Annotated in this window: 17 protein-coding genes; all 17 read left to right on the forward strand. The window is 54.6% G+C overall.

The features are described from left to right. Positions 1-134 precede the first annotated feature (134 nt). The 17 genes from B5M42_RS21220 (at position 135) to B5M42_RS21300 (ending at position 18,657) form a co-directional block, all read left to right on the forward strand. The gene (locus tag B5M42_RS21220) at positions 135-962 is read left to right on the forward strand and encodes a ParA family protein (RefSeq protein WP_134753622.1); all 828 of its coding nucleotides are present in this window, start codon (positions 135-137) and stop codon (positions 960-962) included. Further along, on the forward strand, positions 910-1,854 hold the full coding sequence (locus B5M42_RS21225) for a ParB/RepB/Spo0J family partition protein (protein WP_456238743.1): 945 nt from the start codon (positions 910-912) through the stop codon (positions 1,852-1,854). The genes B5M42_RS21220 and B5M42_RS21225 overlap by 53 nt, the downstream gene beginning before the upstream one ends. Positions 1,855-1,940: 86 nt before the next feature. Then, a complete protein-coding gene (locus tag B5M42_RS21230; RefSeq protein ID WP_134753624.1) occupies positions 1,941-2,141 on the forward strand; it encodes a hypothetical protein in 201 nt (66 codons plus the stop codon). Between the two features lie 3 nt (positions 2,142-2,144). Beyond that, complete coding sequence (locus B5M42_RS21235; RefSeq protein ID WP_134753626.1) at positions 2,145-3,374, forward strand: SAF domain-containing protein; 1,230 nt, start codon at positions 2,145-2,147, stop codon at positions 3,372-3,374. An 11-nt stretch (positions 3,375-3,385) separates the two neighbouring features. Beyond that, positions 3,386-4,096: a hypothetical protein gene (locus B5M42_RS21240; protein ID WP_134753628.1), complete on the forward strand. Its 711-nt coding sequence runs from the start codon at positions 3,386-3,388 to the stop codon at positions 4,094-4,096. Between the two features lie 74 nt (positions 4,097-4,170). After that, complete coding sequence (locus B5M42_RS21245; RefSeq protein ID WP_134753630.1) at positions 4,171-5,013, forward strand: MinD/ParA family ATP-binding protein; 843 nt, start codon at positions 4,171-4,173, stop codon at positions 5,011-5,013. Further along, positions 5,010-6,872, forward strand: coding sequence for an ATPase, T2SS/T4P/T4SS family (locus tag B5M42_RS21250; RefSeq protein WP_134753632.1), 1,863 nt, complete (start codon positions 5,010-5,012; stop codon positions 6,870-6,872). The genes B5M42_RS21245 and B5M42_RS21250 overlap by 4 nt, the downstream gene beginning before the upstream one ends. Then, the gene (locus B5M42_RS21255) at positions 6,862-8,928 is read left to right on the forward strand and encodes a hypothetical protein (RefSeq protein WP_134753634.1); all 2,067 of its coding nucleotides are present in this window, start codon (positions 6,862-6,864) and stop codon (positions 8,926-8,928) included. The genes B5M42_RS21250 and B5M42_RS21255 overlap by 11 nt, the downstream gene beginning before the upstream one ends. A 111-nt stretch (positions 8,929-9,039) precedes the next feature. Then, positions 9,040-9,519 carry an ABC transporter permease gene (locus tag B5M42_RS21260; RefSeq protein ID WP_134753636.1) on the forward strand — a complete coding sequence of 160 codons (480 nt, stop codon included), beginning with the start codon at positions 9,040-9,042 and terminating at the stop codon, positions 9,517-9,519. 85 nt (positions 9,520-9,604) lie between these two features. Then, positions 9,605-9,994 carry a hypothetical protein gene (locus B5M42_RS21265; protein WP_134753638.1) on the forward strand — a complete coding sequence of 130 codons (390 nt, stop codon included), beginning with the start codon at positions 9,605-9,607 and terminating at the stop codon, positions 9,992-9,994. A gap of 12 nt (positions 9,995-10,006) precedes the next feature. Further along, positions 10,007-10,558, forward strand: coding sequence for a hypothetical protein (locus B5M42_RS21270; protein WP_230633103.1), 552 nt, complete (start codon positions 10,007-10,009; stop codon positions 10,556-10,558). Beyond that, positions 10,545-11,522 (forward strand): hypothetical protein, encoded by a 978-nt coding sequence (locus B5M42_RS21275; protein ID WP_134753640.1) that lies wholly within the window; start codon positions 10,545-10,547, stop codon positions 11,520-11,522. Before B5M42_RS21270 ends, B5M42_RS21275 begins: the two co-directional genes overlap by 14 nt. A gap of 220 nt (positions 11,523-11,742) precedes the next feature. Beyond that, positions 11,743-12,855: a copper amine oxidase N-terminal domain-containing protein gene (locus tag B5M42_RS21280; RefSeq protein ID WP_134753642.1), complete on the forward strand. Its 1,113-nt coding sequence runs from the start codon at positions 11,743-11,745 to the stop codon at positions 12,853-12,855. Positions 12,856-13,122: 267 nt separating this feature from the next. After that, on the forward strand, positions 13,123-16,683 hold the full coding sequence (locus B5M42_RS21285; protein WP_230633105.1) for a DUF5704 domain-containing protein: 3,561 nt from the start codon (positions 13,123-13,125) through the stop codon (positions 16,681-16,683). 25 nt (positions 16,684-16,708) lie between these two features. Beyond that, complete coding sequence (locus tag B5M42_RS21290; RefSeq protein WP_134753644.1) at positions 16,709-17,176, forward strand: hypothetical protein; 468 nt, start codon at positions 16,709-16,711, stop codon at positions 17,174-17,176. 13 nt (positions 17,177-17,189) lie between these two features. Continuing rightward, on the forward strand, positions 17,190-17,456 hold the full coding sequence (locus B5M42_RS21295) for a helix-turn-helix domain-containing protein (RefSeq protein ID WP_134753646.1): 267 nt from the start codon (positions 17,190-17,192) through the stop codon (positions 17,454-17,456). 925 nt (positions 17,457-18,381) lie between these two features. Continuing rightward, positions 18,382-18,657 (forward strand): TnpV protein, encoded by a 276-nt coding sequence (locus B5M42_RS21300; RefSeq protein ID WP_230633129.1) that lies wholly within the window; start codon positions 18,382-18,384, stop codon positions 18,655-18,657. Positions 18,658-20,720 lie beyond the last annotated feature (2,063 nt).

The raw sequence follows: 20,720 nt of genomic DNA on the forward strand, positions 1-20,720 counted from the left end.
TATGAATATCCAAGAGAACGCCTTTTAATTCCGAAGGCGTTTTCTTTTCATATAGATACTTTTCAAGAAAGCCGATTATCTGAACTTGCAAGTTCAGCGTAATCGGCTTTTTTGCGTGAAAGGAGATGTGTGGGATGGCCAAGGTGATCGCTCTCGCCAATCAAAAGGGCGGCGTGGGCAAAACGACGACGGCGGTGAATTTGGGCATCGGGCTGGCTGGCCAAGGCAAGAAGGTCTTGCTGATCGATGCGGATGCGCAAGGCAACCTGACGGATTCGCTCGGTTTTCATGAGCCGGATAGTTTGTCGGTATCGCTCGCCACGATGCTGACGAAAGCGATGCTGGAAGAACCGTATGATGCGCGGGAAGGTATTCTGCATCATCACGAAGGCATTGACCTGATGCCCGGTAATATTGAACTGTCGGCTGTTGAAGTATCGCTTGTGAACACGATGAGCAGAGAAATGATTTTGCGCTCGTACATTGATGCGGTGAAAGCTGACTACGATTACGTGCTGATCGACTGTATGCCGAGCTTGGGCATGCTGACGATCAATGCGCTCGCGTCGGCGGATAGCGTCATCATTCCTGTTCAGGCGCATTATTTGCCCGCCAAGGGAATGACGCAACTGCTCCAAACGATTGCCAGAGTGCGGCGGCAGATCAATCCGAAGCTCGTCGTAGATGGCGTGCTGCTCACGATGGTAGATATTCGGACGAGGTTCGCCAAGGATATTTCCTTCGTCCTTCGGCGCGATTACGGCGACAAGCTGCGCGTATTTGGCACGGAAATTCCGCTGTCAATCCGCGCGGCGGAGACGAGCGCCAAAGGACGAAGCATCTACGTTCATGATCCTAGTGGTCAGGCAGCAAAAGCATATGCCGCATTGACGAAGGAGGTGCAGGGCATTGGCAGCGAAAGACGACATGCGCGCTCACATCAAGCTGACCACAGTCGCTGATTTGTTCTCCACGGAGGAGAGCCGCGCCGATGCCCAGCGGGAAAAGGTGCTGGAGGTGCCTTTGGCGGAAATCAGCGATTTTCCTGGCCATCCGTTCAAGGTGAAGGCCGATGAAGCGATGCTGGAAATGGCAGACAGCGTGAAGCAATACGGAGTTCTTGTTCCTGGCTTAGTGCGCCCCAAACCGGACGGTGGCTACGAGATGGTCGCTGGACATCGACGTAAGAAAGCAAGTGAACTGGCGGGCATTGAAACGATGCCCTGTATTGTCCGTGAGCTGGACGACGATCAAGCGACGATCATCATGGTGGATAGCAACCTGCAACGGGAAAATATATCTCCGAGCGAGAAAGCATTCGCCTATAAGATGAAGCTGGAAGCGATGAAGCGGCAAGGACAGCGAACTGACTTAACTTCCGCCCGAGTTGGGCGGAAGTTAGACAATCGAGAATCCCGAGAAATTCTTGCCGAACAAGTTGGAGAAAGCAGGAATCAAATCTCCCGCTATATCCGCTTAACCGAACTCTCACCCCCCATTCTCGACATGGTAGACGATAAACGAATCGCCTTCAATCCAGCCGTCGAGCTTTCCTACTTGACCGAAGAAGAACAGCAAGCCCTGTACGATACGATGGAGTCCGAGGATTGCACCCCTTCATTGGCACAGGCGCAGCGCATGAAAAAGCTGAGTCAGGATGGAAGGCTGAATGTGGATGTCATCTTTTCGATTCTCACGGAGGAGAAGCCGAACCAGAAAGAAAAGCTCACCATTCAGCGTGAGCGGATCGACCGCTTCTTTCCGAAGGAGTATTCCGAAAAGCAAAAGGAAGAATTGATCATTCAGCTATTGGAAAGCTGGTATAAAAAACGGCAGCGAGAGCAGGAACGGTAGTCATCCGACAAGCGCTCCTGTTCACCAAGCACTCTCCCTTCGTTGGAGAGCTTTTTTTATGCCCAAATTTGGGGAGGCGATACGAGATGTATTTCACGCAGGGCAAGCGACGGCGCTATGAACGGTTAATGCAGACTCGTCCCGGCTTCGACCGCGATGAGCCTTTGCAGGATGAGGCGGAGAAGCCGCACAAGCGTAATGGCAGCGCTCATGAAGCTGGCCAGTCAACGCGAGGCCAAGGAACGAACAAGCAAGGTAACAACAACTACCCGAAAAAGGAGAAATGAACGATGTCGTGGACATATCGGCACAGGAAGGCACTAGTGATCGCTGTCATGGCTGTCGGCGTTGGTTTGCTGGTAGCGGCGGCTATTTTTGCGTTGATCCGGCAAGCGGAGCAAGCGCAAAAACAGGAGCAAATGAAGGAGCAGTATGAAAAGCAAATTCAGCAGTTGAATATGGCGGCGGAGCTGTCACAGCGCAACGTCTGGACAGTAGCACGAACGATTCCCGCTGGCGGCGCGGTGACAGCCGATGACCTCTTGGCTGTCACCATGCCTGAGAGTCTGGTTCCCCCTGGAGTGATGACCAGCCGGGAAACCATCATCGGCAAAAGCGCCAAAATTGAGCTTCAACCCGGTACGCCGCTTATGCCGTCTTTGCTGTACGAGAGCACACCCATCCCGAAGGATTGGCGCGTGCAAGAATTCCAGGTCATTCAGCTTCCCTCCAATTTGCTAAAGGGGCAGTTCATTGACGTGCGCATCAACTTCCCAACTGGGGAGGATTTTGTACTGCTGGCGAAAAAGAAGGTGCGCGATGTGTCCGGCACAGCGATCTGGCTGGAAATGAACGAGACGGATATTTTGCAGGCGTCGAGCGCGATTATCGACGCTTATTTGCAAGGCGCTCGGCTGTACGCCCTGCCCTACATTGAGCCTGGCTTGCAAGAAGCGGCGCTCGTGAACTACCCTGCCAATCCGAAGGTGCTTGATCTGATGGCACATGACCCGAACCTGCTCGAAAAGGCAACGACCGAGCTTGCCCGCAAGCTGCGCACGACGCTCGACGACAATCTCAAGGCAATGAGTGAATCGGACAAGCTTCGCGTAACGAGTGGCAATGTAACGGTACAACAACAACTGCAAAATGAGCGAATTGTGACACAACAAGGCAATAGTATGCAAGGAGTGACGGCAACGCAATCGACCGGCAATTCGGGGGCGGCAACGGGACAATCGGGCAATACGTCGTCACCGACAACGCCGAGTTACGATTCGACGACTCCCCCAAACGCATACACGGAGAAAACGTCCCAGCAAGACGGTAGTCCGGCGACCAACAATCGCCAACAATCGAACAGCAGCCCCGCGGATTCATCCGCTGTTCAGCCTACTCCCTCCCCTTCTACGGCAGAACAGGGAGCGACCAGTGGAGCAGTCACATCCACGCCAGCAAAGGATGCAGCGTCGGAATCGGCTGCCGACAAGCAAAAGCTGGAGCAAATTTTTAATCAGTGAAGGAGACCGTTATGAAAAAAGTCGTCTTTTTCGGAGCGCCGGATAAAAGTCATTTGCTTCTCGTGCTGGGCAAGCTGCTCACCGCATTGGGACAACGGGTGCTGATCGTCGATTCGACTCATGCCCAAACGATACGGGGCTATTTGCCGCAATTGAATGCGGGTGTTTCACTGCGGGAGTTTGAAGGCATCGACATCGCGACGGGACTGATCACTCAGATGCAATTGAATAACAACCTGCTTCAAGCTGGCAGCGAGGATGCTTACGATGTCATGCTTCTCGATACAGATCACGCTGAACTGGTCAATGGACGTGAACTGTCAAGCTACCACAAGCGGGTATGGTGCAGCAATTTGAACCGACTCAGCATGTATAGAAGCGCGGAGCTGATGCAGCGCTTGGGCCTGCGTGAAGCAGCAGGTGCGCCGCTATCGTTTTTCAAGCTGCTCACGCCTACGTTGCCTCTGTCGATTCCTGAGAGCTATGTCGATGCGCTGCTGCCACAGCAAGCGGTGCGCTGGGAAGAAACCGTCTTTCGTTTGCCGCTCGACGAACGGGACATGTCCGTTGATCTGGAAAACCAGCATCATGGCCGTATCGACATTCGGCGGCTGTCCGGGGCGCACCGCCGCACCGTTCAGGATATGCTCGTCAAGCTGTTCGATTGCGATATCAAATCGGCTCGGCGGGCGTGGGCGCAAGTGCGAAAGCGCAAGCCGTAAGCTGGCATCGCGACGAAATGACTTCCATACAGGAATGAGCTTCGTCGCGAATTTATATGAAAGGAGATGAAGAAATGGGTTCTACCGTAGTATTTTGGAGTCCCGTTTCGGGGCAGGCAGGAACGACGAGTAACCTGATCGCCGCTGCTGCGCTGCTTGGGCTGGAGTATTCCGCGCATCAGCTTCTGCTCGGGCATGTGCAAAGGGACTATGCTCCCGTTGAACGTGCTTTTTATCCGAGGCGGGCATGGGTAAGCCAAGCGGAGGCTCCCCCCGATGCGGGCATTGACGCTCTGCTTCGACTGCTCCAAAACCGGAAGCTGGAGCCGAAGCAGCTCAGGGATTATACGTTGCCGCTACTGGCCGAACGGCTCGACATTTTGCCGGGGACACACAAATCGGAGGCGTCGTTTACGTCAGGCGCACAGGAATGGCTTGCTCCTCTGCTGGATGTGGCGAAACGTGCTTACGATCTTGTACTGCTGGATGCTGGCAGCGGCAGCATGTCGGCATGGGCCTACGCGCTTATCCGTCAGGCGGATGTGCTGGTCGTAAACTTACCGCAAAATCGGCTGCAACTGGAACAAGCATTTTCATCGTTGGACGATGAGCTATTTCTCTGCCGCAAGCTTCTGCTCGTATTCGGACAATACGATCCAAGGTCGATGTTGACCGTCAAAAACATCACGCGCCAGTATCGGCGCAAAGAACCTGCTTGTCCCGTTGCTCATAACACAGGCTGGCTTGATGCGACACAGGAGGGTGAAGCTGTTCGGTTTCTGTTTCGTAACCGTAACGTGCAGCGGGGCCACGAGAACGCGCTGTTTATGCAGCATGTTCGGGCGCTCGCTCAGACAACGGTTCGCCTTGCGGGGCTTAACGTCCCTCTGTTTGGCGGGAAGGAGGACGACCGATGATCGTTCTGCTCAACGGCTTGCTGATCGCGGCCATCCTGATCGCCGCTCTCACCCTGCTCTATTTGCGCATGAGCCGACGCTTGCCGGAGAAGTCGGAGGAAAAGCTGGTGTACACGCTTGAAGCGATGACTGCCTTCATCAAAGAAGCCCTGCATGAGATGACGAGCAGCAGCCTGATCGACTTCGGCTTGTCGGAGGAGGAATACCGCCGCCGCAAAAATAAGCGGGCTGAACTGAAAAAAGCGCTGCGCGGCTGCACATCAGGCGATTTGCGGGACAAGGCGTATGTGAAGCTGGTTATTGCCGATTTGCTGGACAAACGCTACGTCCTGAGCGACGAGCATTTGAATCGACTGCTGCCGTTTAACGACCCGCCATCGCTCACGCCGCAAGACCAGTTCGACATTTTGCTCCATGTGTATAAGAAGCAGTATCGTGCTAAAGCGCTGGATGAATTGATTCGCAAGTACGAGCTGGACCGCGCCAAACGCAGCCCGGACGACGAGCAAAGCGAATCGTACCGCATTACCGCAGAGGAAATCCGCGACATGTATGAACAGGAATCGCCGAAGCTGTCGGCCGAAGACAAAACGCAAATTATCGTGCAGCGCATTTATCAGCAATACAAAGGGTTCAGCGTCATCGACGACATCCGCGACATGAAAATTGACGGTGTATCGGGCGGCGTGTCCGGCATTCCACCTGCCATGTGGGAAGGCTTCGATGAAGACGCCCGACTGCGCGATGCGCCTAAATCGCACGACAGTGTATGGTTGTTTTACAAAGGAAAGTCGATTCATCTGAGCTTTCTGTCGTTTGGCTCGGAGCAGGAGCTGCGGCGCGTTTGTCAGAACATTTATAAGCATAATTTTCCCGGCCAGTTGTCCGAAGCCAACGGCTTCAAGGTGAATGAAATGGCAGACGGCTCCCGCGTCGTCGTGCTGCGCCCAAGATTCAGCGAGTCGTGGGCTTTTTTTGTGCGAAAATTTGATGTGCAGAGCGCGACGCTGGAACAGCTCATTCAGGATGACAATGCCGAGCTTCCGATTGGTCTTATTCGTTATCTGGTCATGGGCGAACGAATTACCGCCATTACTGGCGCGCAGGGAAGCGGCAAGACGACATTGCTGATGGCGATGGTGCGCTACATTCCGGCCTACCTGCCGATTCGAGTGCAGGAAATGAGCTTCGAGCTTCAATTGCGGAACATCTACCGGGATCGCAACATTTTGAGCCTGCGGGAAACCGAAACGATTTCCGGGCAGGATGGCCTGGATATTCAGAAAAAGACGGATGGCTCGGTCAATATTTTAGGCGAAGTGGCGACTGACCCGGTCGCAGCGTGGATGGTGCAGATGGCGCAGGTCGCCTCGCTGTTCACGCTGTTTACCCATCACGCCAAAACGTTCCGCGATCTCGTCTTCTCGCTGCGCAACTCGTTGCTCAAAACGAAGGTGTTTACGAACGAGCGCATCGCCGAGCAACAGGTGGTCAGCGTTGTCAACTTCGATATTCATTTGCGCCGGGACGCAGACGGGCATCGCTATATTGAACGCATTACCGAATGTGTGCCGGTCGAGCTGGAAGCCGCTTATCCAGCTACATTCCACGACGCACAGACAACAGAAGCGAAAATAGCAGCGTTCATGGAGACGACGCTGGAATATTTTCGACGCACGACAGATCGCCCGTTGTATGAAGCGCGGAATGTGGTCGAGTATCGCGATGGACAATACGTAGCCCTCCATCCGCTATCTGAACGCAGCCGCAAAGACATTGCCGCTTGCCTTTCGGGGCCAGACCAAGCGGCGTTTGAGGCGTTTATGTCCTATCATTGGGGGGATGGCGATGAAGCTTGAGTGGCTGTCCCTCCTGCTCGGCGTTGTTACCGTGCTGTTTCTTGCGGCGGTGGTGGCATTTCAATGGCTGTCCCGTCATGGTGCGGATTCGATAGCGTTTCGGCAATACGAAGCGTTGCGCAAGCCGGGCCAAGCCCAAAAGAAGCAAGCGTTATATAGCTTCATGCAGCAGTTGTACGTCGTTTGCCAGCGGGTTCCGCTTTTGCGTGCCTACTTGCTGCATATCCGCAAGCGGATGACGATTCTCCAGCTCGGTGACGAATGGAAGCTGCGGCTGGAGACGATGAAGACGGCGCTGTTTATTTGGAGTGTGTTGCTCGCTGCGGCTGTGCCGCTTGCCATTGGCATGCGCGACCCGGCCTCGCTCGGGATGATCGGCATCGGCTTTTGGGTTGGGCATGGCATATTGTCGGATCATTTCGTGCATCGGCTGGATATGCGGCTGCTGCGGCAACTGCGGCTTTTTCTCTCGGATGTGCGTCACCATTACCATCGTCATGGCATGGTCGAGGAAGCGATTTACGAAGCGGCGGACAGCGCGCCTTATGAGATGGCGCTTCATGGGCAGGAGCTGTACGACGTATTAACGGCGAGTGACGCAGAGCAGCGGCTGGCGGAGTATATTGAAGGTGCGCCGAACCGCTATCTGCAAGGCATGGCGGGATTGTCGCATTTGGTAAAGGAGTACGGCGACAAGCGAACCGCAACCGGCTCGATGTACTTGAAGGCGCTTGGCAAGCTGGCGACGGAATTGAATCTGGAGCTGCTCCGCCGAGAGAGGCTTGGCTTCCTGTTGCAGGGGCTAACGGTAATCGCGTTATTGCCGCTGCTCTTTACGCGCCCGATTGAAGGCTGGGCAAGCCGCTACTTCCCAGCGATGGATGCCTTTTATGCGAGCACGACAGGCTGGTGCGTCAAGCTTGGGCTGATGGCAGTCGTCTGGCTGTCTTATGCGCTGCTTCGCAACATTCAGGAGCTGGACGCAGGTCTGAAACCGACCAGCCGAACAAGATGGGAGAAGCGCATGTACGAATGGGCATGGATGCGCTGGCTCGCCTTTCGTCTCGGTCCTGCTCCCGGTTCCCGTGAAGCTGAGCGCGTGGTTAAGCTACTCAAGGAAAGCGCGTCACCGCTGCGTCTGGAATGGCTTGTTGTGCAGCGTATCGTGGCGGGAGGGCTGGCATTCGCAGCGGCCATCGGCATGTTTGTGGCGCTGCACGCGGCAAGCAGGCATCAAATCCTGTACGCTCCGGTAAAGCCAACGACGCTGTTTGGGCAGCTTTCTCCATCGGAGGAGGCAAAGGCGCTGGAAGCGGCGGCACTGGATCGGCGGGTCATCCATGCTGTGAAGGGGGTGAGCGCCCAAACAGAAGAAACCATGATCGCACTGCTTCGCCGCGAGCTGCCTGCATCGACGCAAGCCGAGCTTCGCATGACGGCTCGGCGTATTTTGAGCAAGCTTTCGATGCTGGACGGCGAGTACGTCAAATGGTGGGAGGTGCTTCTTGCATTGCTCGCAGGCTGGGGCGGCTACGCGCTGCCTGTTGGCATTCGCAGGTTCCAGCGGCGTATGCGGCAAATGGAGATGAAGCATGAGGTCGATCAGCTTCATGCGATCATTGCCATGCTCGCGGACATGGATCGAATGTCGGTTGAGCAGCTGCTGATTTGGATGGAGCAATTTGCCCGCGTGTTCAAGGAGCCCTTGCAGACATGCTTGCTCCATTTCGAGCATGGTGCCCAGCAGGCGCTCGCGCAACTGAAAGAGGACGCGCCGTTTTTGCCGTTCGTCCGCACCGTAGAGAAGCTGGAGCAGGCTGTGCAGAGCTTGCCCATCCGAGAAGTATTCGACGATTTGGAATCGGAGCAGGCTTACGCGCAGGAGCAGCGCAAACAGGAGTATGAGCAGTTGATCGAGCAAAAGGCGGGCTGGGGCAAATGGATTGGCTTTGCGCCGATGATGGCGCTTATTTTCGGCTATCTGGTTATTCCGCTCGTCCTTGCAAGCCTGAACCAAATGTCCGCTTATTATGAGCAGCTCCAGCGGATTCAGTAAGAACCCAAAGCTATTCAAAAACGTTGTTCAAGCAGATAGCACTCACGGCACTCCCGAACGGGCGGTGTCTTTTTTGCATGACCAGTATTCATACAAAGGAGCGATTTTCTCATGTCCAATGCACAAAAAGCACTTGTCATGGCAGCAGGCATTTTCCTCGCCATTGCGCTGATTACACTCGCGGTCGTGCTGTTCATTTCCGCTCAGGATTCGACCAAGGCGGCGCAAAGCAATTTCTCGAACCTCCAAACCGAGCTTTCGCAAACGGCGTTTACGGTGTATGACAACACGACGCTGTCGGGCAGTCAGGTTGTCAACGCACTGCGCAAGTTCAGCGATCAAGACCAGTTCGGCATTCAGATCGTGACGGGAAAAAATCGAGCTGGACAATGGTACGGCAAAGTCATCAATACGGGTGTTCCGCTCGATAGCGTCACCTACGGCTCCGTGCTCGGTGCTGCACCAGGGCAACTGAGTCAGACGATGGATGAAGCGAATGTGAACTATGTAAACCCGAACGGCAAGTTTCGAGCGCAAATCGTTAAAGACAGCAGCAACGTCATTCGCGGCATCGTGTTTATTCAGCAGTAAGTCGTATGAGGCTAAAAATCAACGGGGCGTTCGAGCGTACACAGCTATTCGCGCGGACGCTCCGGCTTTCCAGGGAGGAATCAAGGTGGATCATGCTCCAAGAACGATGATCGAGATGAGCGTGTCCGTGCTTCTCTTTCTGACGGCCGCCACGAGCGGTCTGCTGCTTTTCCAAACAGGAGCCGCGTTGAACGCTGCCGCCTATGTATCAGGAGCAACGCAGGATCGTAGCCTGCGACAGACGCTTTCTCCGCTGGCGGGCGATGGCTCCGTATCCGGTGCAGAGGTCGTTCAATCCATTGTCCGGCTGGAATCGGGAGACGGGGAGATTGTCGTGGACGGTGTTCGCTACGCGCCGCCCATAGATCGATACGGCTTCATCCCCACCGGGATTCGTCTGAACGGTCGGTATAAAGTGACCGTCGAACGGGATGCGTCTGGAGCGCTGTTGCGTACCATTTTTGTTTCACGGTAAGGAGAATGCCCGATGATGAACAGTTTCCTGAAAGCTTTTGCAGTCATCGTTGCCGTCCTTCTGTTGTACGTCTACCCCATTTCGGCGGCGCTGCGTCAGCAGGACGATGTTTCCGAGCTGGTCGTGATGAAGGCGACAGCATCATTTGTAGATGCGGTGCGGGACAAGGGCTTCGTATCGGCGACGATGTACACGGATTTTATGAACACGCTCGCTGCAACGGGCAACACGTTCGACGTGCAGATGGAGCATGGGAGCAAAAAGTACGTGCCTGTTTACGATGACCCGACCAGGCCGGATACGTTTCGCGGCAGCTACGAGGTGCAATTTGATGCGTTTTATAACGCGCAAATTTTGCCCGTTTTGTTCCCAAACAACACAGCGGGTAAGGACGACCCGGCACGGCGCTACCCCTTGCATGTTGGGGATACATTTACCGTGACGGTCAAAAATACGAATCGGACGCCCGGCACGATGTTGTCCGACTTTCTGAACGGTGCGATCAGCCCAAGCGAGCGCATCTTCATTCCCTACGGCGGGGTGGTGCGCAATGAAATGGATTGAATGGGCGCTTGTCGGGGCGATGATCTTCCTGCCGTTTGCGACGGTGAACCAGCTCGAAACGGATATGCAGCGAAAGACGCTGCTCACCGAGCTGCGCTACAACACCGCGCTGGATACGGCAGTTGATGATGCGGCGCGGATGCTCGTCGTCAGCAACGATCAAGGACGAGAAGCGCAGTACGAATCGGCGAAACGAATCGCGCTGAACAAGGACGAGGCCATCGCCGCTTTTTATCAGACGTTGTACGCAAATTTCGGCGTTGCCGACGATCCTGTTTCGCAAGGCGTGCTGAGTCGGTATATCCCGGCGGTTGTTGTGATCGGGTACGATGGCTTCTACGTCTATGCGGAGGACGAATGGACGGGCGCTGACGGCCATGTAGAGCGGAAAGCGGTTTGGGGGGCGAAGAAGCCCTATGCCTACGCCGATTCGGCAGGCAACAGCCTTTCGTTTACGCTCGACGACTTTGTTCTCGCCTACGACGCCAGCAGCCGAAGCTGGTGTGAAGGCTTGCGAATGGATGTGCAGCAGCAGACAAATATCCCACTTTTGCGGGACGCCGAGCTATTTGAGCAGACGCGCCGCACCACCATCATCCGCGCGATTGAGGATGAGCTTGCGTATCGGATCAACCAGCATAACGAATCGGTTGCCCGAAACGGCGTTGCCTACACGCTTACCCTGCCGACGATTTCGCAGGAGGAGTGGAATAACACCGTCGATGACGTAGGTGTTCTCGCCTTTCTTCAAGGGATTCCGATGGGCGGCAAGCTCTACAACAGCTACGCGCTTGGCGGGAGCCGCGTGTTGAAGAAGCCGGAGATTGTCGGGGTGAGGAAAAACGGTATGAAGGTGTATTACCGCAGTACGTGCGGCTTCGGTTACCCGGTGGAAGAAACATTCTCCAGTGAGAGAGCGGCAGCGAAACAAGGATACCTGCCATTTGCTTGCCCGCCGTCGTGATGAGCGGCTGTTCATCCGGGATACGTAGAATTGTCCCCATTGTATTCGAGGAATGCAGACTATCCATGAGTGAACCGCCCCTTCTCTTCACGATGGGACGCAAGTCTGGCTTAGCGCTTTTACGGAGTGTGGACATGTCCCAAGATCGGTTTTATGATAAACGTAACGGTTGCAATCACTTTCAAGACAGACTCGATCTTATCTGAGAGGAGCGAAACGTATGAAGAAATGGGCATTGACGGGGCTGATCGTGGCGATGCTCGGCACACTGTTCAGCATGACGGCCAGCGCGGCGAGTAAACCGCCGACCTTTGTCAGTGTCGTCGTGGACGGCAAAAAAATTGGGTTCCCCGACGTACAGGCGTTTATTGATGCGAACGGGCGGACGCTCGTGCCGGTGCGTTTTGTCGCCGAATCGCTCGGGGCTAAAGTGGGCTGGGAAGCGAAAACGCAGTCGGTTCCAATCTCGCGTGGCGATCAATCCATCGTCCTGACGATTGGCCAGAACATCGTGCAAGTGAACGGCAAAGCGGTTACGCTCGATACGAAGGCGATTTTAAGCGGCGGTCGGACGCTTGTGCCGCTTCGTTTTGTCAGCGAAGTGCTTGGAGCGAAAGTCGAATGGGATAACCCAACGGAGACGGTGTTTATCCAAACCCACGAGGACAGCGACGCCAAGGTTGATGAGTGGGGCCGCTTGATCCGCACGACCGATTTGCCGACAAACGCGAGCGACTATCCGTACATTCTCGCGGATGTTCCGAATGAGATGTACGAGTTGGGCTACCCGCATTCTCACCCAACGGACAGCAAGGTTTCATCTGTCCTCTTTTCGACAATCCCGGAATTTAACAAGTACAACGTCGATATTTGGATGAGCCGATTGAAAACATTCGGCGCACTCTGGCTGAATGTCGATTACAATACGATTGATGAGGCGTGGGTGCAAGAGGTATTTGCTACCAAAGTGCAAAGCTCGGATGCGGAATTGAAATACATCCGGCGATACATGGACTGGGTCAAAGCGAACAAAATCCAGACCGAGGGATATCTTGATCCCGAACCATCCATGATTTACAAGGATGGTTTTGGTGACAATTTTGTGCGCACCAAGTTCAGGATAAAATTCATCTCTTACAAGGAAAGCAAAGACTTGATCTATGATGAATGGTTTCCCAAAAAACAAGCGTTTGAAAAAGGAGTTTGGTACGAGGGCTATTCCGACATTGCCTTGTCCACTAATGTGGGCGGAGATTGGGGTAGTACGTTGAAAGTAAGTCCGGGTGCCAGTTTGTTCTTCAATTACATCATCCGAAAGGCGGTTTCGGAATAGATGACCAAGTACAACTTCATCCGAAAGACTTTGAGCATGCTGATAGCGTGCTCTTTTTTATTCAGTCTCTTTCCTGTTTCGGTATTTGCGGGGGCTCCTGATGTCAAGACGGAGAATGGTTCCATCAAATTCAAAATTACTAGCACAGCGGCAATATCGTCCATCCGTTATAAAACGGTTGGCTGGACGATACGGCGCGACCAAATCTGCACAGGTACGTCTCCCAAGCAGTGTGGCGATCCGCGCAACGGCAGTCATGCCTCATTTGTGAATCAGCAAGTACAGCAAATTGATCAATATCCGAATCCTCCAATTCCCGGCGAACCGGTCACGACCTACTACGAGGTCAGCGAAAGCCTTGTCACCGAAGGCATGTGGCAAGCGGGCATGGGCGACATCAAGGACAACGACGACTTGTATTTATATGCAATCATGGTATCCGTCGATGGCAACGGCAATGTGCGCAAAGGCCCATTCTATACGCTGAACGAGATCAAGAATGCCGAGCCTTGGGCGCACCCAGAGGATTTAGACGATTATTTCGGCTTGCATGTCCCGTATCGCAGCGCCAATTTCCCGGTCGATGTCGTGGTAAAAACGGTAAATGGCACGGTCATCCAGCTTCCAGAGGTTACGTTCCATAAGGGCGACTACAAGGTTGGCGAGACGATCAACCACGAGTTTCCCGAGACCATCACAGTTAACGGAAAAACATACAGCATCGTCCGTTCCTATTTGTCGCCGAAACAGGACTTATCGCAGAAAAACTGGTTGCAGGAGAATCCCGATACCAACCCGAAGGTGCGGACGCGAAGCTTTACCGTAGCGCTTGGCGGCACCGACGCGATTGCCGAATACGACGAGTACAATCCGGTAAAGGCCATTTACCAGACGGAAGACGGCACAAGGCTCAAGGAAGTGGAGAAAGGCGTCTACGGTGCAGGCGAAGAAGCGAATTATACGTTCGATCCGCAAATCACCTCCGGCGGTCAGACCTATGAGATTGTCCGCTCCTACATTACGAATAACAGCAAACCGGATGAGAGGCTGTTCATTCAGGAAAAGGGCGACGCGAAGCTGCTGGAGCGTTCCATTGTCGTTGGCTCTGGCGGTTCCAATTTCGTCGGCATTTATAAAATCCCCTCCCCGGTTACGGTGACCTCGCATATCGACGCGCCAAGCAGCGTCGATGCTTCGATCACTTCGGTGGACGGGGATTTTGTGTTTGAAGCGAAGTCGCTGGCGGCACTCAAATCGTATGAAATCACCCGCATCGAGAACGCCTCGCTGGTTACGCCAAGCGATAAGTCCGGGACGCTCAGTGGGCTAACCGTCAGTAAAACGCTGCCGATCAAAATTCCGTTCACGTCCGGCTCCAGCGTCACCGTCAAAATGACCGTCGTCGTAAAAGATGCGAACGACAACTCCGGGGATTCGACCTCGGAGCATACGGTACGCAAGGGCGACGACGGTGGGAATGCCTCACAACCCGGCGCGACCCGGCAAGCTGAAGTGATGGACGCTGGCGCGTCTGCTGTTATCAAGGCAGATACGCGCGGTGCGGAACGTTTTGATGTGCTTCAAGGCATCCCGACCTCCGAAAGCCTATACGCGAATGTGTTAGCCAAATCGTACCTGTACCGCCACACGTTCGTAGAGACAGCGGGCACAAAGCAATACCCGATTCAGGTCAGCAAGACGTATACCCTCACATGGACGGAAACGCAAGCCGGACCGCCCGATGCCGATGGCAACCCAACAATGGTCTTGGTTCCGCACTCCGAGACGCAAACCGTCACAATGAATTATACGGTTGAGCGCAAATACAGTTTTTGGACAATTTCAAATCTCGAAGTATACGGCTTGCAAAAGGCAACAGTGTCCAATTACGCGCTGCCCTCGGGAACGGTGACGCTCCAACCGAGCGGCTATACGGCACCCAACGTTACAGCCACGCACGATGCAGCACTTAGCGCGCATGTGACCGACCCGGTTTATGCGAACGTGACGCTACCGGGGCAGACGATTTCCGGCGGCCTCGTCCGTCCCTCCATTCCGAATGAGGAATGGAAATCCTATGCGGAAACCGCTATCGGCAAAATCAAAGTGAAAAACGATTCGCTCGTGTTTAACGGCAGTACCGTGATGGACAACCGGACGGTCGAGGAAAAAGCTCCGACGCCCGGCGCGATTCCGGCACCTGCCTCCATCGGACAGGACGTGCTCTACGGGTCGGGGTATACCATTGACGCAAGCAAGATGAACAAAGCCAGTCAACCCAGCTCAGGCATGATCTATTACACACTCATTAAGGGAATTGGCGGCGGTGACAACAAAAGCTTTCCCATCGACGGCATCAACCCGGTTACGGTGCATACGCCCGTTGTTAATCAGGCATCCATCTCCGACGATCAGGCGCACAACCAGAAAACGACACCTGCTGCCGGTCGGTCTGCGCTCATGTTGGACAGACCGTTTACCGTGACGATTCCGACCAGCGGCCCGCACAAGAACATTAAAGGCTACGGCAATCGCGATTACGCCAAGTACATGCGGGACAAGCAGGTATGGTTCCCGTTTGATGTATACAAGGCGGATCGAACGACGTTCATCCCAAAGGGAACGTGGGTGTCCATCCCTGTTGGGCAGCTAGAGACGACGTTCTATTTGCCCGTATGGGTAGATGAGGGCAACTATGACGTGTTGTTCCGCACGTTTGCCGAAAACAGTCCCTCTCCCTTCACATCGCAGATGAATGCCAATCTGGACGTGTCGAACCATGTGGCGACGCAAGTGGTTCCCGTTGAAGTGATCGGTCGCCTTTATGATTTCCGCATCACCGACATTGCTGACTTTGCATGGGAATCGGTGTTCCGTAAGCAAAAGGGTAACGCTGTGCCAACAGGCAACGCTTATTGGGTCGGCACGAAGGGCATTGACGGCGCAGCTCGTGGCAATACACCGCCCTATGTGCTACCCGTTCGGCCGGGCAGTCACCCGGAAAGCGGCAAGAAAAATGTGGCCGTGAAGACGGGCTATCACTTCAAGTTTGAAATGCGGACGATAGGCAACATGTTTGGCACGGGGGACGGGATTGCCATTACCCCGACATTTTATTTCGTAGACAGCAAGGGGCTTAATCGGCAAGAAGTCGATCTGTACTATCATTCAGCAACCAAGCGATTCGTGCAGGTCGGCTCCAGCGACGATGTGGAAAAGCGTTATGTGACGCTTGACGCTCGTTTGCGCAACGTGCCCAGGCAGGAACTGATCGATACCGCTGCCACAATTTGGTCTCTCAGCGGATCGTCCGGCGCACAGCAGCCATTTATCGAACAATATTTGAAAAACTCGCAGAAGCCGACGTATGTGGGCGGCTACGACATCCTGCTGCTCCCGCCGCAGCTACGGACGTTTGTCGGCAGCATGCAAGTGCCTTCTGGCGTGAACGCAGCTCGTGCCCATGCTTCGATTCAGCGGTGGTATGGCGAGTACAGCTTGCCTTCCGCGCCATACGTCGTGCCGAAAGGCTTTAACCTCTCGGAATACGGCCGCACGCATCGGCTCGACGATCATGCGCCTATTTTTCTGAAGGACGGGTATATCATCGTCAATTTCAATATCGAGACGATTCAGAATCGGGAATTGACCCATCCGCATCTTCAATACAAAAACGCACCGCTGGACAATCAGTGGCAAATGGAGGGCTATCAGCGCAGCTTTGTCGATCCTTACGGCGCAACGTTCCCCCTACTGGACGGTGATATTGTGTTTTATCACGCCGATTTGTCCAGCTATGACGACTTCGGGACGGGAGGCACCCACTAAATGAACCAGCCGGGAGGAAAAGAGTATGCTTGAAAGCTTGCAAGCAGCTACATCGGAGGATGCGTCCTATTTCTATTCGGCTGCTGCTGAAAAGGAGATCGAGCGCGGATGTATCGGTCACCTGCGCGGCGATTTTGGTCGCTCAGGTGAGGAGTTTTGGGTGAACTGGTTTACCCGGCGTTCTCCCCTGCAAACTCCGGCTTTTGAAGCGGAACTGGGAAAGATTATTCAAGCGCTGGGAGATCATGGTGTGCTTCAAAGCCGCATGCAGATGCTCAGCTTTTGCAGGCAGCACCCGGAGGCTCGCATCCGTGGCGGCTGGAATAAGGATGTGTACGGTTTTTGCCTGCACACGCCGGAGCACCGTTACTATTTGCGTTGTTTTCCCCATGCCGGGGATTACAACTTCTATTTATACAGCTACGCCCAGCCAGAACGTCTGAAAGGGCAACCGTCGCCCACGCCAAAGAAAAAGCAAGAGCCCCAGCGATAGGAGGAACACGCCAATGAGCGATCTTGCCCGTTACCGGCTGCTGGCCGGAGTAACGATTTCCCCGGCAGCGAAGCTGCTATACAGCTATCTATTGGATCGCGCGGGCGGGCTGAATGGGACGGTGCTGCTATCTACCACACGGCTGGCCAAGGAGATCGGTCTTTCTCCGTCCGCCGTGCGCCGCAATCTGCACCGTTTGCAGCGCGTCGAGCTGATCCGAATCTCAGCCCGGTATTCAGAAGAAGGCATACGCCTGACGAATCAGATTACCTTCGTTTGAGGAGGTGCAGCCTTGATTGCCAAATTACAGCGAATGGCTGAGCTTGCTGCAAGCACGGCCCATGCGGTCGCGAATGATCCAGATCGATGGGCCGATTTTTTGCGAACAGCGGCGTGGAACTACAAGTATCCCTTTCAGGATCAATTGTTGATTTATGCGCAACGTCCAAACGCAACGGCTTGCGCCACGATTGAGGTGTGGAACAAACGGCTGAATCGCTGGGTCACACGGGGCGCGAAGGGCATCGCGCTGATTGAGGATCGGGGCGATCATTTCGGCTTGCGGCATGTATTCGACGTTTCAGATACGCAAAGCCGGAACCAGCGTCCGGTATCGCTATGGAGCATGCAGGACAACGATGCCGTGCATGTGATTGAAACGCTGGAAAATGCGTTTGGCGAGCTCGGGCAAGGCGCGGATGTGTCTCTCGCGCTGATCGCTGCCGCGCAGAACGCCGTGGACGACAACAGCGCCGATTACGTGACCGCGCTGCTAAGAGAACGGGATAACAGCCTGCTCGAAGAACTGGAGCCGCGTCATGTCGAAACACTGTTTAAAGAAGCGGCAAAAAGCGCCGTCGCCTTCATGGTGATGACTCGCTGCGGGCTGGAGGCTTCACATTACGTGAGCAGTGAGGATATTTCCGGCGTCGGCTACTTCAATACGCTGCTTTCGCTTTCTCATCTTGGGGCTGCCGTCAGCGACATCTCGGAAATGCTGCTGCGGGAAATCGAGTCCACGATTCGCGCATTGCGGCGAGAAGATCGGCTTCAGGCCCCTTCTCGCACCATTGCGAGAGTGGAAGCAATGGTGCACAATGAAAGCAACCACTTGGAAAGGAAGGATGAATACGATGAAAGCAGAACTGACGTATACCCTGCAAGGGGACTACTTGCTTCCCGAACTGATGACGGCGGAAGTCACAATGCCCATCGGGAAGTATGGGATGTTGCGCAAAACGTACCTGCAAACGCAGCGGAAGGGCTTGTACACAAGCCTGATGCTGTCGGAGGAACTGTACCAGCATTTGACGGAGATCGATCGGACGGCGAGAACGCATATCGAGCAGACGATGCAGGAGTTGCTGAACGCTCACCCCGCGCCAGACAAAACGACCGACCCGCTGGCATGGACGGGACATTTGAACAGCCTGAAGCAGCAGGCGGAGGAGCTCGTTCTGACGGAACTGATTTATACGTAAAATGGCATGATCGGCAAACGGAGGACAAAGGTCTTCCGTTTTTTCATGATCAGGCGATGATCAACAATATGCTCCGTTCCGCTCCGCTCTTGGAGAGCAAGACGGATATCGAGGCTTTTTTCTCGGCGCATGATGACGGGCTGGAACGCACCTTGTACGTTCGAAGCTTGTTCCCGCACGGGGTAACAGAAATGATATTGGACGGCGAGCGGCATGCCGGGTTTGAGCCATACCAGAACGTGCTGCACCTGTGGGAAGGCGCGGCAGACAGCCGAACGTCGCAAGGGTTTTACGATTGGGAAGTGATTGCCGGGCATATCGCCAGTATGATTGTACTGGGCGAATTCAACCCAACACGGCAGGAGCCATCCATTGAGCAGCAGCAGCTTTGGATGGAACAGGCGGAGGACGACAAAGCCTCCGCTTTTGCCATTCCACAGGCAGCGATTGATGCGATTCTCCAGCGCGGCAGCGGTTATGAAAATGGCAAGCTGCGGATTGCGCTTCATTTTCAAGAGCAGTTGTCAGCGCAGGAGAACGCAGATTTCTTAAAACAGGAATATGGTACGGGCGGCCGTTTTCCGGCGCTGATCGGGACGAATATTCATGAGCAGCATGACAGCAAGGGCATTCACATTACGCGCGGGTCCATCATGAAGCCCGATGCGCAGATCCTCCTGTCCTGGATGAAGGTGCAAAAGCGGATTGGCGAATTGCTGGTCGTAGGACGGTACTTGAATCGGCAAGAGTTGGGACGTTTGCCTGTCTTTGCGCAGGAGCAAGAGGAACGCCGCTTGCAACGCGCAGAGGAAGCCCGCATCCGCGAAATGGCGAAAGGCGAATCGACATTGGGGCAGACATCAGTGACGGGTCTGCCCTTGCCGCCGTCGGCTGTGCAGCACGAAGCGTTGCCCAACGCCAAACCGGAACCACCATCTGCTGCAAGGCCCAAGTCGAGCAACAGAACCCGGGCGCACTATGCGTATGCTGAGGGGGATACCGTCTTCTACGGCGCGGACGAGTATACGATTTTAATGATAAATGCAAGCTCCATCATCTTGCAGGATGCGCAATTTCCGCTGTTCACTAAGGAAATGCCCCATCGAGACTTCGAGCGGATGCTGAGGGAAAATCCGTTGAACGACCACCTGATGACGGGTGAGCAAGAACCGGCGTTGCCTGTGGACGGGCTGCTTGAAGAAGCTTCGCTTTCTGCTACCGCCACATTGGAACCCGACGTCAGTACGGGCATCAATGAAGGGAAGCAGTCCCCGGACGCTTCCGACATGAATGACCGGGAGGAATCGCATGCCACCGCGCCTTCCTCCCTGCCATCTGTCGAACCATTACGAAAAGCGCCCCGAACGCCAGCGACGAATTACCGGATCACCGACAACGAATTAGGACGCGGCAGCGCCAAGACCAAGTTTGGCTTTAACGTCGCAGCGATTCGGTTGCTCAAGCAGTTGGAGCAGGAAGACCGTCCGGCAACAGCGGAGGAGCAGGCGGTATTGGCTCGCTATGTCGGCTGGGGCGGCATCCCACAAGCGTTTGACGAAAGCAATGCGCAGTGGAACACCGAATACGACGAGCTCAAGGCGCTGCTGGAGCCAGAGGAATACGAATCAGCGCGTGCTTCGACCTTGAACGCCCATTACACCTCGCCAACCGTCATCAAGGCGATCTATAGATGTCTGGAGCATATGGGCTTTCGCAGCGGCAACATTTTGGAGCCCTCCTGCGGAATAGGTCATTTCTTCGGGTTGTTGCCGGAGTCGTTTCAGGATTCCCAACTGTTTGGCGTCGAACTGGACGGAATTACCGGGCGCATTGCCAAGCACCTCTACCCGCAAGCGTCCATTGCCGTGAGCGGCTATGAGGAAACGAGCTTACCGGACAGCTTTTTTGACCTTGCTATCGGCAACGTGCCATTTGGCGGCTACGGCGTGGCGGATAAAAAGTATGACAAGCACAAGTTCCTCATCCATGATTACTTCTTCGCCAAAACGCTGGATAAGGTGCGACCCGGAGGCATCATCGCATTCATTACCTCAAAGGGAACG

The organism is Paenibacillus athensensis (genome assembly GCF_004514475.2).
Lineage (GTDB): Bacteria > Bacillota > Bacilli > Paenibacillales > NBRC-103111 > Paenibacillus_AL > Paenibacillus_AL athensensis.